Source organism: Aeromonas rivipollensis (genome assembly GCF_037811135.1).
Classification (GTDB): domain Bacteria; phylum Pseudomonadota; class Gammaproteobacteria; order Enterobacterales; family Aeromonadaceae; genus Aeromonas; species Aeromonas rivipollensis.
This window is the reverse complement of the sequence record NZ_CP149130.1, coordinates 80,001-97,636: the sequence shown is the minus strand read 5'-3', so window position 1 is coordinate 97,636 and position 17,636 is coordinate 80,001. Positions and strand designations below refer to the sequence as shown.

Annotated in this window: 15 protein-coding genes and 2 rRNA genes; 9 read left to right on the top strand and 8 right to left on the bottom strand. The window is 60.1% G+C overall.

The genetic code is table 11. The features are described from left to right. Window positions 1–177: 177 nt before the first annotated feature. The 5 genes from mutM to radC all read right to left on the bottom strand — a co-directional run bounded on the left by mutM (window position 178) and on the right by radC (window position 2,794). The gene (gene mutM, locus WIR04_RS00445; protein WP_338889665.1) at window positions 178–990 is read right to left on the bottom strand and encodes a bifunctional DNA-formamidopyrimidine glycosylase/DNA-(apurinic or apyrimidinic site) lyase; all 813 of its coding nucleotides are present in this window, start codon (window positions 988–990) and stop codon (window positions 178–180) included. Window positions 991–1,017: 27 nt separating this feature from the next. Beyond that, window positions 1,018–1,473, bottom strand: a complete 456-nt coding sequence (locus WIR04_RS00440) for a hypothetical protein (protein ID WP_338889663.1) — start codon at window positions 1,471–1,473, stop codon at window positions 1,018–1,020. 94 nt (window positions 1,474–1,567) lie between these two features. Then, complete coding sequence (rpmG, locus tag WIR04_RS00435) at window positions 1,568–1,735, bottom strand: 50S ribosomal protein L33 (protein ID WP_005323752.1); 168 nt, start codon at window positions 1,733–1,735, stop codon at window positions 1,568–1,570. Window positions 1,736–1,746: 11 nt separating this feature from the next. Further along, window positions 1,747–1,983 (bottom strand): 50S ribosomal protein L28, encoded by a 237-nt coding sequence (rpmB, locus tag WIR04_RS00430; RefSeq protein ID WP_005307492.1) that lies wholly within the window; start codon window positions 1,981–1,983, stop codon window positions 1,747–1,749. A gap of 136 nt (window positions 1,984–2,119) precedes the next feature. Beyond that, window positions 2,120–2,794, bottom strand: a complete 675-nt coding sequence (gene radC, locus WIR04_RS00425; protein ID WP_338889660.1) for a RadC family protein — start codon at window positions 2,792–2,794, stop codon at window positions 2,120–2,122. Window positions 2,795–2,941: 147 nt separating this feature from the next. On the opposite strand from radC, the gene coaBC reads away from it, so the two are divergent. The 6 genes from coaBC to pgi all read left to right on the top strand — a co-directional run bounded on the left by coaBC (window position 2,942) and on the right by pgi (window position 8,549). Next, window positions 2,942–4,144, top strand: coding sequence for a bifunctional phosphopantothenoylcysteine decarboxylase/phosphopantothenate--cysteine ligase CoaBC (coaBC, locus tag WIR04_RS00420; RefSeq protein ID WP_338889658.1), 1,203 nt, complete (start codon window positions 2,942–2,944; stop codon window positions 4,142–4,144). Window positions 4,145–4,264: 120 nt separating this feature from the next. Beyond that, window positions 4,265–4,723 (top strand): dUTP diphosphatase, encoded by a 459-nt coding sequence (gene dut, locus WIR04_RS00415; RefSeq protein WP_025328776.1) that lies wholly within the window; start codon window positions 4,265–4,267, stop codon window positions 4,721–4,723. A 70-nt stretch (window positions 4,724–4,793) separates the two neighbouring features. Continuing rightward, window positions 4,794–5,390 carry a nucleoid occlusion factor SlmA gene (gene slmA / locus WIR04_RS00410; protein ID WP_005323760.1) on the top strand — a complete coding sequence of 199 codons (597 nt, stop codon included), beginning with the start codon at window positions 4,794–4,796 and terminating at the stop codon, window positions 5,388–5,390. 16 nt (window positions 5,391–5,406) lie between these two features. After that, entirely contained in the window at window positions 5,407–5,502 is a 96-nt protein-coding gene (locus WIR04_RS00405; protein WP_392415242.1) for a hypothetical protein, read from the top strand. A 154-nt stretch (window positions 5,503–5,656) separates the two neighbouring features. After that, a complete protein-coding gene (locus tag WIR04_RS00400) occupies window positions 5,657–6,493 on the top strand; it encodes a mechanosensitive ion channel domain-containing protein (RefSeq protein ID WP_338889655.1) in 837 nt (278 codons plus the stop codon). 406 nt (window positions 6,494–6,899) lie between these two features. Continuing rightward, window positions 6,900–8,549, top strand: coding sequence for a glucose-6-phosphate isomerase (pgi, locus tag WIR04_RS00395; protein WP_338889653.1), 1,650 nt, complete (start codon window positions 6,900–6,902; stop codon window positions 8,547–8,549). A gap of 256 nt (window positions 8,550–8,805) precedes the next feature. On the opposite strand, the gene ilvC is transcribed toward pgi, so the two are convergent. Then, the gene (gene ilvC / locus WIR04_RS00390) at window positions 8,806–10,287 is read right to left on the bottom strand and encodes a ketol-acid reductoisomerase (RefSeq protein ID WP_025328779.1); all 1,482 of its coding nucleotides are present in this window, start codon (window positions 10,285–10,287) and stop codon (window positions 8,806–8,808) included. 212 nt (window positions 10,288–10,499) lie between these two features. Here ilvC and ilvY point away from each other — a divergent pair, with 212 nt between their 5' ends. From ilvY to WIR04_RS00375, 3 genes are all read left to right on the top strand, one after another. Further along, window positions 10,500–11,393, top strand: a complete 894-nt coding sequence (gene ilvY, locus WIR04_RS00385; RefSeq protein ID WP_289978627.1) for an HTH-type transcriptional activator IlvY — start codon at window positions 10,500–10,502, stop codon at window positions 11,391–11,393. Between the two features lie 102 nt (window positions 11,394–11,495). Next, on the top strand, window positions 11,496–11,687 hold the full coding sequence (locus WIR04_RS00380; RefSeq protein ID WP_025328781.1) for a hypothetical protein: 192 nt from the start codon (window positions 11,496–11,498) through the stop codon (window positions 11,685–11,687). Between the two features lie 90 nt (window positions 11,688–11,777). Then, entirely contained in the window at window positions 11,778–14,351 is a 2,574-nt protein-coding gene (locus WIR04_RS00375) for a bifunctional acetate--CoA ligase family protein/GNAT family N-acetyltransferase (protein ID WP_338889644.1), read from the top strand. A 100-nt stretch (window positions 14,352–14,451) separates the two neighbouring features. Here WIR04_RS00375 and rrf read toward each other — a convergent pair. Both rrf and WIR04_RS00365 read right to left on the bottom strand, forming a co-directional pair. Beyond that, window positions 14,452–14,566: ribosomal RNA gene (gene rrf, locus WIR04_RS00370) — 5S ribosomal RNA — on the bottom strand. A gap of 127 nt (window positions 14,567–14,693) precedes the next feature. Then, window positions 14,694–17,583, bottom strand: a 23S ribosomal RNA gene (locus WIR04_RS00365). Between the last annotated feature and the right edge of the window lie 53 nt (window positions 17,584–17,636).

Below are 17,636 nucleotides of genomic sequence, written 5' to 3'. Positions count from 1 at the left end.
TTTTTGGGCGCAATAGTGCCCCTGCCGGGATAGATGATCCCAGTCTATTGATTCTGCTGTCATTTTTATTACCTCGCAGCCTGAACTGGCGAGATAGTAGTCATGGACGAAAGCGGCATCAACAGACTGGCAATACTCTCTTACAACTTGGCCGGATATGGCCCAAAAAACGGCAATTCAGCGTTGGCAGTGGGAGCAGAACACCGTGGTTCTCTGGCCCATCCTCACCTCGGTCAGCAGGGTATGGCAGTGGAAACAGGGCTGGCCGCCCCGGCCATAGACCTGCAACTGCTGCACGAAATAGCCCGGTTTGCCATCGGCACTGGTGAAGTCCTTGAGGGTGGTGCCCCCCTGGCGAATGGCCTCGGTCAACACCCGCTTGATCTCGGCCACCAGGGTACCCAGCCGCTCACCACTGATGTTGCCCGCCGCCCGCTTGGGGTGAATGCCGGCGGCATAGAGGGCCTCGTTGGCGTAGATGTTGCCCACCCCGACCACCACCTGGTTGTCCATCAGGAACTGCTTGATGGCGGTGCTGCGCCCCCTGGCCCGCGCCCGCAGGTAGTCGGCGCTGAAGGCGTCGGTAAGCGGCTCCGGCCCCAGCTTGGCGAGCAGGGCGTGGGCCTCGGCCGGTTCGCGGGTCCACAGCAGGACACCGAAGCGGCGCGGATCGTTGAGTCGCAGCAGCTTGCCGTTGGCGAGCTCGATGTCCACGTGATCGTGCTTCTCGGCCGGGGTGCCTATGTCCAGCACCCGCAGGCTGCCGGACATGCCAAGGTGCAGGATGGCGGTGCCAAAATCGGTCTCCAGCAGCAGGTACTTGGCGCGGCGACTGACCCTGTGGATGACGAGATCCACCAGTTCCTGGATCTCGCCAGGCACGGGCCAGCGCAGTCGGCCATCCCTGACCACCACTCGGGTCACCTTGATGCCGGTGAGCCAGGGAGAGATCCCCTGGCGGCTGACTTCGACTTCCGGTAATTCAGGCATAGACAGGCCTCTCGCTCACGGCAGGGTTCAGGGGGTGGGACGCAGCAGGTCGCGGTACTGCTCCTGGCTCAGGGTGAGCCAGGTCGAGGGGGGCAGCAGGGCGGCAAACTTGCCGTCGTCCTGATAGAGCCCCACCTCCACGGGATCGCTCTGACCGGCGACCCATATCTTGAGGGTAACAGGGGTGCCGCGCACGGCCCCGCTCGGCGGCAGCAGCCAGCCTTGCCAGGCCTCGATGCGGGCGGCCAGCTGGGCGCTGCTGAGCCCCAGATCCGGCCCGCTGCGCCAGCCCTGGCCGATGCGCTCTATCTGCCAGCTCGGCCCCTGCCAGGTGAGCACCACGGCGCTCTCCGGCAACAGCGGACGCGGTCGCTGGGCGCTGTTCTCCTGCTGGGCCTGCTCCAGCCGGTGCAGCAGGGTGATCACTATCAGCACCACCACTATGATCACGTTATTCCAGCCTTTACGGCTCAATTTGAACATGGCAAGCCTCCCTTCGAAGCGGCAGTGTACTGAATTCCATCCATAAAAAAACCCGGCACTAAGCCGGGTTTTTTGGGAGTGCAGCATCAAGTGATTACTTGATTTTGCCTTCCTTGTAGATCACATGCTGACGAATAACGGGATCAAATTTCTTGATCTCCATTTTTTCGGGCATGGTGCGCTTGTTCTTGGTAGTGGTATAGAAGTGACCAGTACCGGCGCTGGAGTTCAGGCGAATCTTATCGCGAATACCTTTAGCCATGATCTAATTCCTTATACCTTAACGCCGCTGGCACGCAGTTCAGCCAGAACCACTTCAACGCCGCGCTTGTCGATGATACGCATGCCTTTTGCGGATACGCGCAGGCTTACGAAGCGTTTTTCACTCTCAACCCAAAAACGGTGAGTGTGCAGGTTCGGCAGGAAACGACGCTTGGTAGCGTTGTTAGCGTGCGAACGGTTGTTACCAACTGCCGGGCGCTTGCCGGTTACTTGGCATACTCTAGACATGTCAGTCTCTCCAAATCTTACTTCATTGCTCGAGCAAATATCTGCCCCGCTGGCCTTCGATTGCGGGGCAAACAGAAGGCGGCATTTTATACAGCATCCGTGATCAAAGATCAACTAATACAGTGCCAGAGCCCAGTCATAACCAACCACGCTCTGCGAAAGAAACCGTGATGCCGTCACCGATCACCAAGTGATCCAGCACTCTGATATCGACCAAGGCCAGGGCGGCCAGGATCCGATCCGTGATCTGGCGGTCGGCCCGACTGGGCTCGGCTACGCCGGACGGGTGATTATGCGCCAGAATCACGGCGGCTGCATTATGTTTGAGCGCGATCTGCACGATTTCCCTGGGCCAGACGCTTGCCGAATCCAGGGTGCCGTAGAAAAGTTTAACAAATTGAATCACTCTGTGCTGGTTATCGAGCAATAACAGCGCAAACACTTCCCGCGGCCTGTCCCGCAGTTGAGCCTGCAGATACTCCCGGGTCAGCTGGGGAGACGTGAGGGCCTCCCCCCGTTGCAACTGCTCGGCAAGATGCCGTCTGCCCATCTCCAGCACCGCCTGCAACTGGGCATATTTGGCCGGCCCCAGCCCGTGAGCGCCGCAAAAAGCCTGCTGCTCGGCCCCAAGCAGCGCCCGCAAGGATCCGAACTGCCGCAACAGCTGGCGGGAAAGATCCACCGCGCTCAGTCCGCTGACCCCGGTGCGCAGGAAGATCGCCAGCAATTCCGCATCGGACAGCACCCCCGCCCCACGGCGCAACAGCTTCTCCCGGGGGCGCTCATCTTCCGGCCACTCCTTGATGCTCATTTGTCTCTCCCCCATGGCTATTGAGAGAAAAAATAGCAAAAAATCACGGGAGCCCGACCACAACTCCCCCATGTCAGCCTCTGTCGTCGTCCATCGCCTGTGCTATCTTAGCCGACCAGTCAGAGTGAGCCGAAAGAGAAGCAGCAGATGAGATTGGCCGATAAACGCATCCTGTTGGGTGTCAGTGGCGGGATCGCCGCCTACAAGAGTGCCGAGCTGGTACGCCGCCTGAAAGATCAGGGTGCCGAGGTAAGGGTGGTGATGACCCGCTCCGCCAAGGAGTTCATCACTCCCCTGACCCTGCAGGCCGTCTCCGGCCACCCGGTCGCCGACAGCCTGCTGGACCCGGCCGCCGAGGCGGGCATGGGCCACATCGAGCTGGCCAAGTGGGCGGATCTGGTGCTGATCGCCCCCGCCAGTGCCAACCTGATGGCGCGCATGGCCGCCGGCATGGCGGACGAGCTGCTGACCACCCTCTGTCTGGCCACCCCGGCAACAGTGGCGCTGGCCCCGGCCATGAACCAGCAGATGTATCGCAACGCCGCCACCCAGGCCAATCTCGATACCCTGGCCAGCCGCGGCATTCTGCTGTGGGGGCCGGACTCCGGCAGCCAGGCCTGCGGTGACGTGGGTCCGGGCCGGATGCTGGATCCCCTGGACTTGGTGGAGCGCTGCTGCCAGCAGCTGACTGCCGAGCCTCTGCTGGCGGGGGTCAAACTGCTGCTCACCGCAGGGCCGACCCGAGAGGCGCTGGATCCGGTGCGCTACATCAGCAACCACAGCTCCGGCAAGATGGGTTACGCCATCGCCCGCGCCGCCCGCGAGGCGGGTGCCGAGGTGACGCTGGTGAGCGGCCCGGTCGCCCTGGCCACGCCCCAGGGGATTGAGCGGGTCGACGTGGAAAGCGCCCTGCAGATGCACCAGGCGGTGATGAGCCGGGTTCATGAGTGCGATCTCTTCATCGGCTGCGCCGCCGTGGCGGACTACCGCCCGGCCCAGGTCGCCAGCCAGAAGATCAAGAAGACAGGTGACAACGACCAGATGGCGCTGAGCCTGGTCAAGAATCCCGACATCATCGCCGCCGTGGGCGCACTGTCAGACAAGCCCTTCACCGTCGGATTTGCCGCCGAAACCGTGGATGTGGAACAATACGCCCTCGACAAACTGCGACGTAAGCGGCTGGACATGATCGCCGCCAACGATGTGTCCCGCGCGGGCCAAGGCTTCAATGCCGATGACAACGCCCTGACCGTCTTCTGGCAAGGGGGTCAGGCCGCCCTGCCCCTGGCCGACAAGCTGACGCTGGCTCGTCATCTTGTCGCCCTGATTGCACGCCACTATCGACCCTGAGCCACTGCCACTGGCGGCGGACTCACGGCGATCGGCATCGCATTGACAACATGCTGGCGACCCAAGGGCGCCCACTGAACCACTCGATCTCCCCCGGGCGATCCAATTGAAAAACGATTCATGACGACACAAATTGAACTGAAAATCCTGGATGCCCGCATCGGCACCGACTTCCCGCTGCCTGCCTACGCCACCCCGGGTTCCGCCGGCATGGATCTGCGCGCCCTGCTGGATGCACCGATCACGCTGGCACCGGGCGACACCACCCTGGTGCCGACCGGGCTCGCCATCCACATTCAGGATCCGGGTCTGTGCGCCACCATCCTGCCCCGCTCCGGCCTGGGTCATAAGCACGGCATAGTGCTCGGCAACCTGGTCGGTCTCATCGATTCCGACTACCAGGGCCAGCTGATGGTCTCGGTCTGGAATCGCGGCAACGACAGCTTCACCATGCAACCAGGGGAGCGCATCGCCCAGCTGGTGATCCTGCCCGTGGTGCAGGCCAGCTTCCAGCTGGTCGACGAATTCAATCAGAGTGAACGGGGTGAAGGCGGGTTTGGTTCTTCTGGTCGCCAATAACAAGACCACACAGGCCCCTGGGGTCTGTGTCTAATAACAGAATCAAGCCATTGTTTTTTTAGGGGAATCCATGGCAAGCAGTAACCAGAAACAGAGTCGGCGCGATCAGATCCTGCAGGCACTCGCCCATATGCTGGAAACCAGTCCGGGTCAGCGCATCACCACGGCGCGCCTCGCGGCCGAGGTGGGTGTGTCCGAGGCGGCCCTCTATCGACACTTTCCGAGCAAGGCGCGGATGTTCGAGGGGCTGATCGACTTTATCGAGGATTCCCTGCTGTCACGGGTCAACCTGATCATGGCCGAAGAGAAGGACACCATGGCCCGCTGCCACCATATACTGCAGCTGCTGCTGGTGTTCGCCGAGCGCAATCCCGGCATCACCCGCATCCTCAACGGCGATGCCCTGCTGGGCGAGCACGATCGGCTGCGGGATCGCATCAGCGCCCTGTTTGACAAGCTGGAGACCCAGCTCAAGCAGGCGCTGAGGGAGAAGCGGCTGCGGGAAGGCCAGGGCTTCCAGCTCGATGAGACCATGCTGGCCAACCTGTTGCTGGCCTATGCCGAGGGACGGATCAGCCAGTTCGTCCGTTCCGAGTTCAAGCTCAAGCCCACCGCCGGGTTCGAGGATCAGTGGCAGTTTATGCGCAGCCAACTGCTGCAAAGCTGAGTAGCCAGAGGAGCGGATCGACCAAGGCGTCCGTTCCGAGTTCAAGCTCAAGCCCACCGCCGGTTTTGAAGATCAGTGGCAGTTTATGCGCAGCCAGCTGCTGCAAAGCTGAGCAAGACCGGTTCGAATACAATGGGAGGCCTTGGCCTCCCTTGTTTTTTGTGGCAGCGTTTTATGGCACAAAATAAGCACCAGATGCGACCCAGGTTGTCGCGTTCCGGTGTTAGATTCATGCGCCATAAACCTTTATACCAACAGGACATCCTATGGAACCCGAGATCATTACCGAAGCGCAGACCTGGCTGGTCAACAACCAGGGGCTGATCATCGAGTACGCGGTCAACATCGCTGCCGCCCTGCTCACCCTGCTGGTCGGTTACATCGCCGCCAATATTCTCAGCGGTGGCGTGGTCAGAGTGATGCAGACCCGCAAGCTGGATGCCACCGTCACCCACTTCGTCGGCAGCATTCTCAAGTACACCATTCTGGTGTTCGTGGTGATAGCGGCCCTTGGCCGGGTCGGGGTGCAGACTGCCTCCTTCGTCGCCATCATAGGTGCCGCCGGTCTGGCCATAGGCCTGGCGCTGCAGGGGTCCCTCTCCAACTTCGCCGCCGGTTTCCTGCTGATCATCTTCCGCCCCATCAAGGCGGGCGAGTTTATTGAGGTCGCGGGCACCAATGGCGTGGTGCAATCCGTCCAGCTGTTCACCACCACCCTCACCTCCGGTGACAACAAGATGGTGGTGGTGCCGAACTCCGCCATCCTCAACGGCACCATTGTCAACTACTCGCGCATGGAGACCCGCCGGGTCGACATGACCTTCGGCATCGGCTACGGCTCTGACCTGCGCAAAGCCAAGCAGATCCTGGAGCGACTGGTGAACGAGGACCCACGCATCCTGAAAGATCCGGAAGCCGTCATCGCCGTCGCCGCCCTGGCCGACTCCTCGGTCAACATAGTGGTGCGCCCCTGGGTCAAGACGGGCGATTACTGGGGTGTCTGGTTCGACTTCCACGAGAAGGTGAAGCTGGCCTTCGATGCCGAGGGCGTCGAGATCCCCTTCCCCCAGATGGTCATGCACATGCAGAAGACCCAGGCCTGAATCCAGTCATGATGGCCACAATGCCAGCCTCCGGGCTGGCATTGTCGTTTCCGGGGCAGGGCCGCCAGATCAGTCTGACCCCTGCCCGACATCCGCTCGAAAGGCGACCGCTTCACCCCATCTCCGGCACCTGGTGCGCCCCGCCTCCCCCCTGCCACACTGAAACCCCTTTCAACCTGACGAGACCGGCGAAGCATGAGCCAACGCAAGATCTCGTGACCCCTGCTGACTCATAATCGCAGCGTTTTGGTTGTAAACTCCTTCGATGCAGACAATTGGTAAAGCTCTGTTACACGGGCCGCACCATGTGCTCGGTATAATGGGCCCGGTATAGTGCTCGAATAATAAGGTTTGGCGGGAGCCTTGCCAGCAAGGTTCATACACAACTTGGAAGACTGATAATCCTATGAAAAACATCAATCCAACCCAGACCCAGGCCTGGCAGGCACTGGAAGCCCACTTTGCAGCGAACAAAGAGACCCGGCTGAAAGATCTGTTCGCCCAGGATCCCCAGCGTTTCGACAAGTTCTCCCTCACCTATCAAGGCGACATCCTGGTCGACTACTCCAAGAACCTGATCACCGAGGAGACTCTCAAGCTGCTCATTGATCTGGCCAAAGAGACCGATCTGCGCAGCGCCATCGATGCCATGTTCAATGGCGACAAGATCAACATGACCGAGGGCCGCGCCGTGCTGCACGTGGCCCTGCGCAACCGCTCCGACCGCCCCATCGAGTGCGACGGCAAGGACGTGATGCCGGAAGTGAAGGCCGTGCTGGCCAAGATGAAGGGCTTCTGCGAGAAGATCATTTCCGGCGAGTGGAAGGGCTACACCGGCAAGGCGATCCAGCACGTGGTCAACATCGGCATCGGCGGTTCCGATCTGGGCCCTGTGATGATCACCGAGGCGCTGCGCCCCTACAAAAACCACCTGCAGATGCACTTCGTCTCCAACGTCGATGGCACCCACATCGCCGAGACCCTGAAGAAGATCGATCCGGAAACCACCCTGTTCCTGGTGGCCTCCAAGACCTTCACCACTCAGGAGACCATGACCAACGCCCTGACCGCCCGCGACTGGTTCATCGACATCGCCGGTGACAAGGCCCACGTTGCCAAGCACTTCGCTGCGCTCTCCACCAACGGCAAGGCCGTGGCCGAGTTCGGCATCGACACCGACAACATGTTCGAGTTCTGGGACTGGGTTGGCGGCCGTTACTCCTCCTGGTCTGCCATCGGCATGCCTATCGCCCTGTCCGTCGGTTTCGACAACTTCGAAGCCCTGCTGCAAGGCGCCTTCGAGATGGACATGCACTTCGCCACTGCCTCCTATGAGCAGAACGTGCCGGTGCTGCTGGCGCTGATCGGCCTCTGGTACAACAACTTCCATGGTGCCGAGTCCGAAGCCATTCTGCCGTACGATCAGTACATGCACCGCTTCCCTGCCTACTTCCAGCAAGGCAACATGGAATCCAACGGCAAGTACGTGGATCGCAACGGCAACAAGGTCGACTACCAGACCGGCCCCATCATCTGGGGTGAGCCGGGCACCAACGGCCAGCACGCCTTCTACCAGCTGATCCACCAGGGCACCAAGCTGATCCCCTGCGACTTCCTGGCGCCGGCCATCAGCCACAACCCGATCGGTGACCACCATCCGAAGCTGCTGGCCAACTTCTTCGCCCAGACCGAAGCGCTGGCCTTCGGCAAGAGCAAGGAGCAGGTCGAGGCCGAGTTCCTGGCTGCAGGCAAGACGCTGGAACAGGTCAAGGATCTGGTGCCGTTCAAGGTATTCGAAGGCAACTGCCCGACCAACTCCATCCTGTTCAAGAGCCTGACCCCGAAGACCCTGGGTGCCCTGATCGCCATGTACGAGCACAAGATCTTCGTACAGGGCGCAATCTGGAACATCTTCAGCTTCGACCAGTGGGGCGTGGAGCTGGGCAAACAGCTGGCCAACAAGATACTGCCGGAGCTGGGCAACAACGAGGCTGTCACCAGCCACGACTGCTCCACCAATGGCCTTATCAACACCTGGAAAGCGTGGAAAGCCTGATTTTCCAAGTCTTTCTGAATGCAAAAGCCCCGCTCATAGAGCGGGGCTTTTTATTGCCGGGAGCCGGCGTTGCCATCCTGTGGAGATCTGGCCAGGTGTCCAAGCCAGCCAGAAGACGGGGATCGTCACCCCCGTCCTCCCATCGTCTGACCTATCGGGCGTTAGCCGCCGACGGCGATACGCTTCATGTCTTTCATATAACCACCGCAGTACCTGACCGGTTTTTCGCTCGAGGCATGGCGGCGGTCATCTCCGATTAACCGCCGACGGCGATACGCTTCATGTCTTTCATGTAGCCGCGCAGGGTCTGGCCGATCTTCTCGATGGGGTGATTGCGGGTCGCCTCGTTGGCGGCCAGCAGCGCCAGGTTGTCCACGGCTTTGCTCTCGGCACGGGCACTGCCCAGATCACCAGCCTGAAGGGTCGGCATAAAGTGCTCGCGCAGCAGCGGCACGGCGGCGTTGGCGAACAGGTAGTTGCCGTACTCGGCGGTGTCGGAGATGACCACGTTCATCTCGTACAGACGCTTGCGAGCGACTGTGTTGGCGATCAGCGGCAACTCGTGCAGGGATTCGTAGTAGGCGGACTCTTCATAGATGCCGGAGGCCACCATGGTTTCGAACGCCAGCTCGACACCCGCCTTGACCATGGCCACCATGACCACGCCGTTGTCGAAGTACTCCTGCTCGGCGATCTTGCCGGCATAGGCAGGGGCATTCTCGAAGGCGGACTTGCCGGTCTCTTCACGCCAGCCGAACAGCTTGGCATCGTCTTCGGCCCAGTCGGCCATCATGCCGCGGGAGAATTCGCCGGCAATGATGTCATCCATGTGCTTCTCGAACAGCGGACGCATCAGGGTGCGCAGTTGCTCGGACAGCTCGAAGGCGCGCAGCTTGGCCGGGTTGGACAGACGGTCCATCATCAGGCTGATGCCACCCTGCTTCAGGGCTTCGGTGATGGTCTCCCAGCCGAACTGGATCAGCTTGCCGGCGTAGGCCGGGTCGGTCCCTTCGGCAACCAGCTTGTCGTAGCAGAGCAGGGAACCGGCCTGCAGCATGCCGCACAGAATGGTCTGTTCGCCCATCAGGTCGGATTTCACTTCCGCCACGAAGGAGGATTCCAGTACGCCGGCACGGTCGCCGCCGGTGGCTGAGGCCCAGGCCTTGGCGATGGCCATGCCTTCGCCCTGGGGATCATTCTCCGGGTGGACGGCGATCAGGGTCGGCACACCGAAACCGCGCTTGTACTCTTCACGCACCTCGGTACCCGGGCACTTGGGCGCCACCATGACGACTGTGATGTCGGCGCGGATCTGCTGACCCTCTTCCACCACGTTGAAACCGTGGGAGTAACCCAGAGCAGCACCCTGCTTCATCAGCGGCATGACAGTCTTCACCACGTCGGAGTGCTGCTTGTCCGGAGTCAGGTTCAGTACCAGGTCGGCGGTCGGGATCAGATCTTCGTAGGTACCGACGACGAAGCCGTTGTCGGTGGCTTTCTGCCAGGAGGCACGCTTCTCGGTGATGGCGGCCTTGCGCAGGGCATAGGAGATGTCCAGCCCGGAGTCGCGCATGTTCAGGCCCTGGTTCAGACCCTGGGCGCCACAGCCCACAATCACCACCTTCTTGCCCTTGAGCGCCGCACAACCGTCAGCGAACTCTTCGCGCTGCATGAAACGACACTTGCCCAGCTGGGCCAACTGCTGACGCAGGTTCAAGGTGTTGAAATAGTTAGCCATGGTGATTGCTCCGTTCGATTGATTCCATGCCGGGTAGCGGCGTTGTCTAAACCACTATAGCGCGGGACACTTATTGCCTGAACTGATATATTCGAAACAGTACGTTGCATAAATTGAAATGTTACTCTTGGCAATCTCAGGCCGTTTTTCCCGCCCGGTGCAGCTGCCTGAACGGATATAGTCGGCACAAGCGCCGTTGCAGGAATTCAAAGATGGACCTTCGTAATCTCGAACTGTTTCTCCACCTCGCCGACTCCCTCCACTTCGGCAAGAGCGCCGATGCCATGGCGGTCAGCCCCTCCACCCTGAGCCGCGCCATCCAGCGGCTGGAGCAGGAGACCGGCTGCGTGCTGTTCGAGCGGGACAACCGCAGCGTGCGGCTCACCCCGGCGGGAGAGAAGCTGCGGGAGTTCGGTGGCAGCCTGCTGCAGGAGTGGCGACGGCTCAAGCAGGAACTCAGGCGCAGCGACGAGCCGTTGCAGGGCCGGCTGCGGGTGTTCTGCTCGGTCACTGCCAGCTACTTCCTGCTGCCCGAGGTGCTGGAGCGCTTTCGTCGCCGCTACCCCCAACTCGAGATCAAGCTCGAGACCGGCGACCCCGCCCTGGCGGTAGACAAGATCCTGGCCGACGAGGCCGATCTCGCCATCGCCGCCAGGCCGGATGCGCTCTCCGCCAAGCTGGAGTTCGCCAGTCTGCAACAGGTGCCGCTGGTGTTCATCGCCCCCCGGGCCGCACCGCAATCGAGCCAGTGGTTCTCGCAGGGAGAGCCCGACTGGGAGCGGCTGCCGCTCATCCTCTCGGAGCAGGGGCTGGCCCGCAAACGCTGTGATCAGTGGTTTCGCAACAAGGGCATAGCCCCCAACATCTATGCCGAAGTGGCGGGCAACGAGGGCATAGTCGCCATGGTGGCCCTCGGCTTCGGCGTAGGCCTGGTGCCTGCTGCCGTGATCGACCACAGCCCCATGGGGGACAAGGTGCGCATCGTCGACCCCAAGCCTGCCCTCAAGCCGTTCGATGTCGGCATCGCCGTGCTCAAGAAGCGGCTGGAAGAGCCGCTGATCCGCGCCTTCTGGGACACGGCCCGCGGTCAGGGAGGACTGCGCTGACTCCGGGATGGCCCCAGCATCAGTGTCAAATGTGTCAGTATGAAACCCCTGGAGAAGAGGGGACACTGGCCGGCAACCCCATCCACCACAGAGGACCATGCCGTGAGCCAGCATCTTGTCGAAATCCAGAGTGCCATCCTGTTTGCAGAGTACCTGCAGAGCCTCGGAGTCCAGCGCACCCCGCTCGATCGGGAGCAGGAGATCTATGTGCAGGACAGGCACCTGGCCACTGTGCGGCGCATCCAGGGTGAGCTGAGATTTTATCTGCGTGCCAATGCCCTGGCCCGGTCGTGATCCGCAATGGGTCACAGAACGAACGCCTAAAGCGTATTAGACTGGCACCATACGTCACCCTCGCCTTGGGGGTCGCCATGAGGAGTGCCCATGAAACCGAGCGGCCTGGATCGGCTCTTCAAACCCCAATCGATTGCCGTCATCGGTGCCTCCAGTGACCCCCAGAAGGCCGGGTATGTAGTCATCCGGCATCTGCTCGCGGGCCAGTTCAAGGGCCCCATACTGCCGGTCAGCCCCCACTGCCGGGCCGTCGCCGGGGTGCTCGCCTATCCCGATATCGAGAGCCTCCCCCTCTCCCCGGATCTTGCCATCGTCTGCACCCGGCGCGAGCGGGTGCTGCCGCTCATCGAGGAGCTCGGCAAGAAGGGTACAGGGGCGGCCATCATATTGGCCGCCCAGTTCTCCGGCGACGAGCGCCAGCGGCTCAGGCAGCTCTGCCAGCAATACGGCATCCGCCTGCTCGGCCCCAACAGCATGGGCATGCTGTTGCCCAGACAGGGCATCAACGCCAGCTTCTCCCCCATAGCCGCCACCCCGGGTCAGGTGGCCTTTTTGTCCCAGTCGGCGGCGGTCAGCACCACCATTCTCGATTGGGCCAAGCAGCGGGAGATTGGCTTTTCGGCCTTCATTTCGCTTGGGGATCACTGCGACATCGACTTCGGCCAGCTGCTGGATCAGCTCTCCCGCGACGGGGCAACCCGCGCCATCCTGATCTACATGGACAAGCTGCACGATGCCCGCCACTTTCTCTCCGCCGCCCGTGCCGCCTCCCGCAACAAGCCCATTCTGGTGCTCAAGAGCGGCCGCCACGATCCGGCCAACGGCCTCGACAACGTCTATGACGCCGCCATCCGCCGGGCCGGCATGCTGCGGGTCCGGGACACCCATGAGCTGTTTGCCACCGTCGAAACCCTGAGCCACTCCTTGACCCTCAAGGGGGAGCGACTCGCCATCCTCTCCAACGGGCGCGGTCTGGCCAACATGGCCGTTGACGTGCTGCTGGCGCGCGGTGGCAAGATGGCCATGCCCCCTCTGGACATAGGCAGCGATGCCGATGTGGAGGCCTACATAACCGCGCTGGACGAGCTGCTGCAAGGGGACGGGGCCGATGCCATTCTGCTGATCCACGCCCCCTCCCTCACCGCCCGCGGGGCAACTCTGGCCAGCAGCCTGATCGATTTCCTCAAGCAGCACCCCAGGGCAAGGCGTTTCAACATACTGACCAACTGGGCGGGTGAATACTCGGCTCAAGAGGGTCGCCGCCTGTTCAATGAGGCGGGGATCCCGACTTACCGTACACCGGAGAGTGCCGTCACCGCTTTCATGCACATGGTGGAATATCGCCGCAACCAGAAGCAGTTGATGGAGACCCCGGCCTCCCTCCAAGGGGACAGGCTCGACGTCGAGCGCTGCCAGCAGTTGTTCCGCCAGGCACTGGATCGCAAGCAGCGGGTACTGGACACCCACCTGGCACAACCCATAATGCAGGCGGCCGGTCTCACCACCCTGCCGACCTGGATCGTTTCCGATGCCATCGAAGCGGCGCTGACCGCAGAACAGATAGGCTACCCGGTAGCGGTGAAGCTGCGCTCACCGGACATAGCCCACAAGTCCGAAGTGCACGGTGTCATGCTGAATCTGCGTACCTCAGCGGAAGTGGCCCAGGCGGCGGATGCCATCCTGGACCGGGTTCGTCAGCACGACCCTGGGGCCCGAATAGAAGGCCTGCTGGTGCAGCGCATGGCGCGCCGCAGCGGGGGTCTGGAGCTGCGGATCCGCTTGCAGCAGGATCCCGTGTTCGGCCCCGTCATCCTGCTCGGGGAGTCCGGCGCAGAACCCCACGAGATGGTCGCGGCCCTGCCGCCGCTCAACCAGGCGCTCGCTCGCTACCAGATCATCGGAGCCCTCAAGAACGGCAAGATCCGCGAACAGGCCAGTCCGATACGACTCGACATCGATGCCCTCGGCCAGGTCTTGTGCCAGCTGTCCGAACTGCTGCTGGCCTTCCCCGAAATCCAGGAGCTGGACCTGCATCCACTGCAGGCGTGTGGCGAAGAGATGGTGATCCTGGATGCCAGGTTGGTACTGATGGAAGAGGGTCGGCAGATGCTGCCACTGGCCATTCGCCCCTATCCTACCGAGCTGGAGGAGGGCGCCTGGCTCAAGGATCAGAGCCATGTCCTGCTGCGCCCTATCCGGCCGGAGGACGAACCGGCCCACAAGCAGTTCGTGCTCAAGGTCTCCGATGAGGACAGATACAAACGCTTCTTCGCCGACGTGGGGGAGCTGGGGCACGAGGAACTGGCCCGCATGACCCAGATAGATTACGACCGGGAGATGGCCTTCGTCGCGGTCGGACAGGACGGCGCCTTCAGCCAGCAGATCCTGGGGGTGGTGCGCGCCATCTCCAATCCGGACCAGTCTGACGCGGAATTTGCCATCCTGGTGCGATCGGATATGAAAGGGCTGGGGCTCGGCAAGCTGATGATGGAGAAGATAGTGCGCTACGCCAGAGATCGCGGCATCGGCCAGCTGTCGGGCATGACCATGCCCAGCAATCGCGGCATGATCAACCTGGCCAAGCGGCTGGGTTTCCAGATCGATATCCAGCTGGAAGACGGCGTAGTCAATATGGTGCTGCCCTGTGCAGATCAGGGCCGATAAAGATAGAGTCCGGTTACCAATCAACCAGATAGAGATGAAGACCGTGAATGTCAGGCAATAAAAAACCCCGCTCATTGAGCGGGGTTTCTTCTAATTGGGTGCCTGGCAGTGTCCTACTCTCGCATGGCGAATGCCACACTACCATCGGCGCTACCGCGTTTCACTTCTGAGTTCGGCATGGGATCAGGTGGTTCCACGGCGCTATGGCCGCCAGGCAAATTCTTCAATCTCGGAAAGCTGACGTGAGTAACGACTGATTGGCTGTTGCCTCGTCGCTATCACTGAATTAGGTAAGTAGTTCGTTCACTTGCTACAAGCCTTAGAACACTTCTTGGGTGTTGTATGGTTAAGCCTCACGGGTAATTAGTATGGGTTAGCTCAACACGTCGCCGCGCTTACACACCCCACCTATCAACGTTGTGGTCTCCAACGGCCCTTTAGGACCCTCAAGGGGTCAGGGATGACTCATCTCAGGGCTCGCTTCCCGCTTAGATGCTTTCAGCGGTTATCGATTCCGAACTTAGCTACCGGGCAGTGCCACTGGCGTGACAACCCGAACACCAGAGGTTCGTTCACTCCGGTCCTCTCGTACTAGGAGCAACTCCCTTCAATCATCCAACGCCCACGGCAGATAGGGACCGAACTGTCTCACGACGTTCTGAACCCAGCTCGCGTACCACTTTAAATGGCGAACAGCCATACCCTTGGGACCGACTTCAGCCCCAGGATGTGATGAGCCGACATCGAGGTGCCAAACACCGCCGTCGATATGAACTCTTGGGCGGTATCAGCCTGTTATCCCCGGAGTACCTTTTATCCGTTGAGCGATGGCCCTTCCATTCAGAACCACCGGATCACTATGACCTACTTTCGTACCTGCTCGACCTGTCCGTCTCGCAGTTAAGCTGGCTTATGCCATTGCACTAACCTCCTGATGTCCGACCAGGATTAGCCAACCTTCGTGCTCCTCCGTTACTCTTTGGGAGGAGACCGCCCCAGTCAAACTACCCACCAGGCACTGTCCGCGAGCCCGATTCAGGGCCCTGCGTTAGAACATCAAACATACAAGGGTGGTATTTCAAGGACGGCTCCAGCGCAACTGGCGTCACGCCTTCAAAGCCTCCCACCTATCCTACACATGTAGGTTCAATGTTCAGTGCCAAGCTGTAGTAAAGGTTCACGGGGTCTTTCCGTCTAGCCGCGGGTACACCGCATCTTCACGGCGAATTCGATTTCACTGAGTCTCGGGTGGAGACAGCATGGCCATGGTTACACCATTCGTGCAGGTCGGAACTTACCCGACAAGGAATTTCGCTACCTTAGGACCGTTATAGTTACGGCCGCCGTTTACCGGGGCTTCGATCAAGAGCTTCGCTTGCGCTAACCCCATCAATTAACCTTCCGGCACCGGGCAGGTGTCACACCCTATACGTCCACTTTCGTGTTTGCAGAGTGCTGTGTTTTTGATAAACAGTCCCAGCCATCTGGTCACTGCGACTCCCAACTGCTCCATCCGCAAGGGACTTCACTGTCAAGAGCGAACCTTCTCCCGAAGTTACGGTTCTATTTTGCCTAGTTCCTTCACCCGAGTTCTCTCAAGCGCCTTGGTATTCTCTACCCGACCACCTGTGTCGGTTTGGGGTACGATGACTTGTAATCTGAAGCTTAGAGGCTTTTCCTGGAAGCAGGGCATCAATGGCTTCACCACCGTAGTGGCTTCGTCTCGTGTCTCAGTGTTGTGTCTCCGGATTTGCCTAGAAACACCACCTACGCACTTTCACCAGGACAACCGTCGCCTGGCCCACCTAGCCTTCTCCGTCCCCCCATCGCAATTACAAGTCGTGCAGGAATATTAACCTGCTTCCCATCGATTACGCCTTTCGGCCTCACCTTAGGGGTCGACTCACCCTGCCCCGATTAACGTTGGACAGGAACCCTTGGTCTTCCGGCGAGGAGGCTTTTCACCCCCTTTATCGTTACTTACGTCAGCATTCGCACTTCTGATATCTCCAGCATACCTCTCGATACACCTTCGCAGACTTACAGAACGCTCCCCTACCACTCATACATAAGTATGAATCCGCGGCTTCGGTGCCTGGTTTGAGCCCCGTTACATCTTCCGCGCAGGCCGACTCGACTAGTGAGCTATTACGCTTTCTTTAAATGATGGCTGCTTCTAAGCCAACATCCTAGCTGTCTGAGCCTTCCCACATCGTTTCCCACTTAACCAGAACTTTGGGACCTTAGCCGGCGGTCTGGGTTGTTTCCCTCTTCACGACGGACGTTAGCACCCGCCGTGTGTCTCCCGGATATTACTTACTGGTATTCGGAGTTTGCATGGAGTTGGTAAGTCGGGATGACCCCCTAGTCCAAACAGTGCTCTACCCCCAGTAGTATTCGTCCGAGGCGCTACCTAAATAGCTTTCGGGGAGAACCAGCTATCTCCGAGTTTGATTGGCCTTTCACCCCCAGCCACAGGTCATCCCCTAACTTTGCAACGTTAGTGGGTTCGGTCCTCCAGTTGATGTTACTCAACCTTCAACCTGCCCATGGCTAGATCACCCGGTTTCGGGTCTACACCTTGCAACTAGACGCCCAGTTAAGACTCGGTTTCCCTACGGCTCCCCTATACGGTTAACCTCGCTACAAAATGTAAGTCGCTGACCCATTATACAAAAGGTACGCAGTCACCCCGAAGGGCTCCCACTGCTTGTACGTACACGGTTTCAGGTTCTATTTCACTCCCCTCACAGGGGTTCTTTTCGCCTTTCCCTCACGGTACTGGTTCACTATCGGTCAGTCAGGAGTATTTAGCCTTGGAGGATGGTCCCCCCATATTCAGACAGGATGTCACGTGTCCCGCCCTACTCGATTTCACATCAAGGTTGTTTTCGTGTACGGGGCTATCACCCTGTATCGCCGGCCTTTCCAGGACCGTTCCACTAACTTCCAAGATGCTTAAGGGCTAATCCCCGTTCGCTCGCCGCTACTGAGGGAATCTCGGTTGATTTCTTTTCCTCGGGGTACTTAGATGTTTCAGTTCTCCCGGTTCGCCTCGTTGCACTATGTATTCATGCAACGATACCCAAGTTATCTTGGGTGGGTTTCCCCATTCGGAAATCTGTGAGTAATAGCGTCTCTTACCGACTTCTCACAGCTTATCGCAGGTTAGTACGTCCTTCATCGCCTCTGACTGCCAAGGCATCCACCATGTACGCTTAGTCACTTAACCATACAACCCCAAGAAGTGTCGGTGAAACCGGCACGGCTTGTTGTCGTACAACA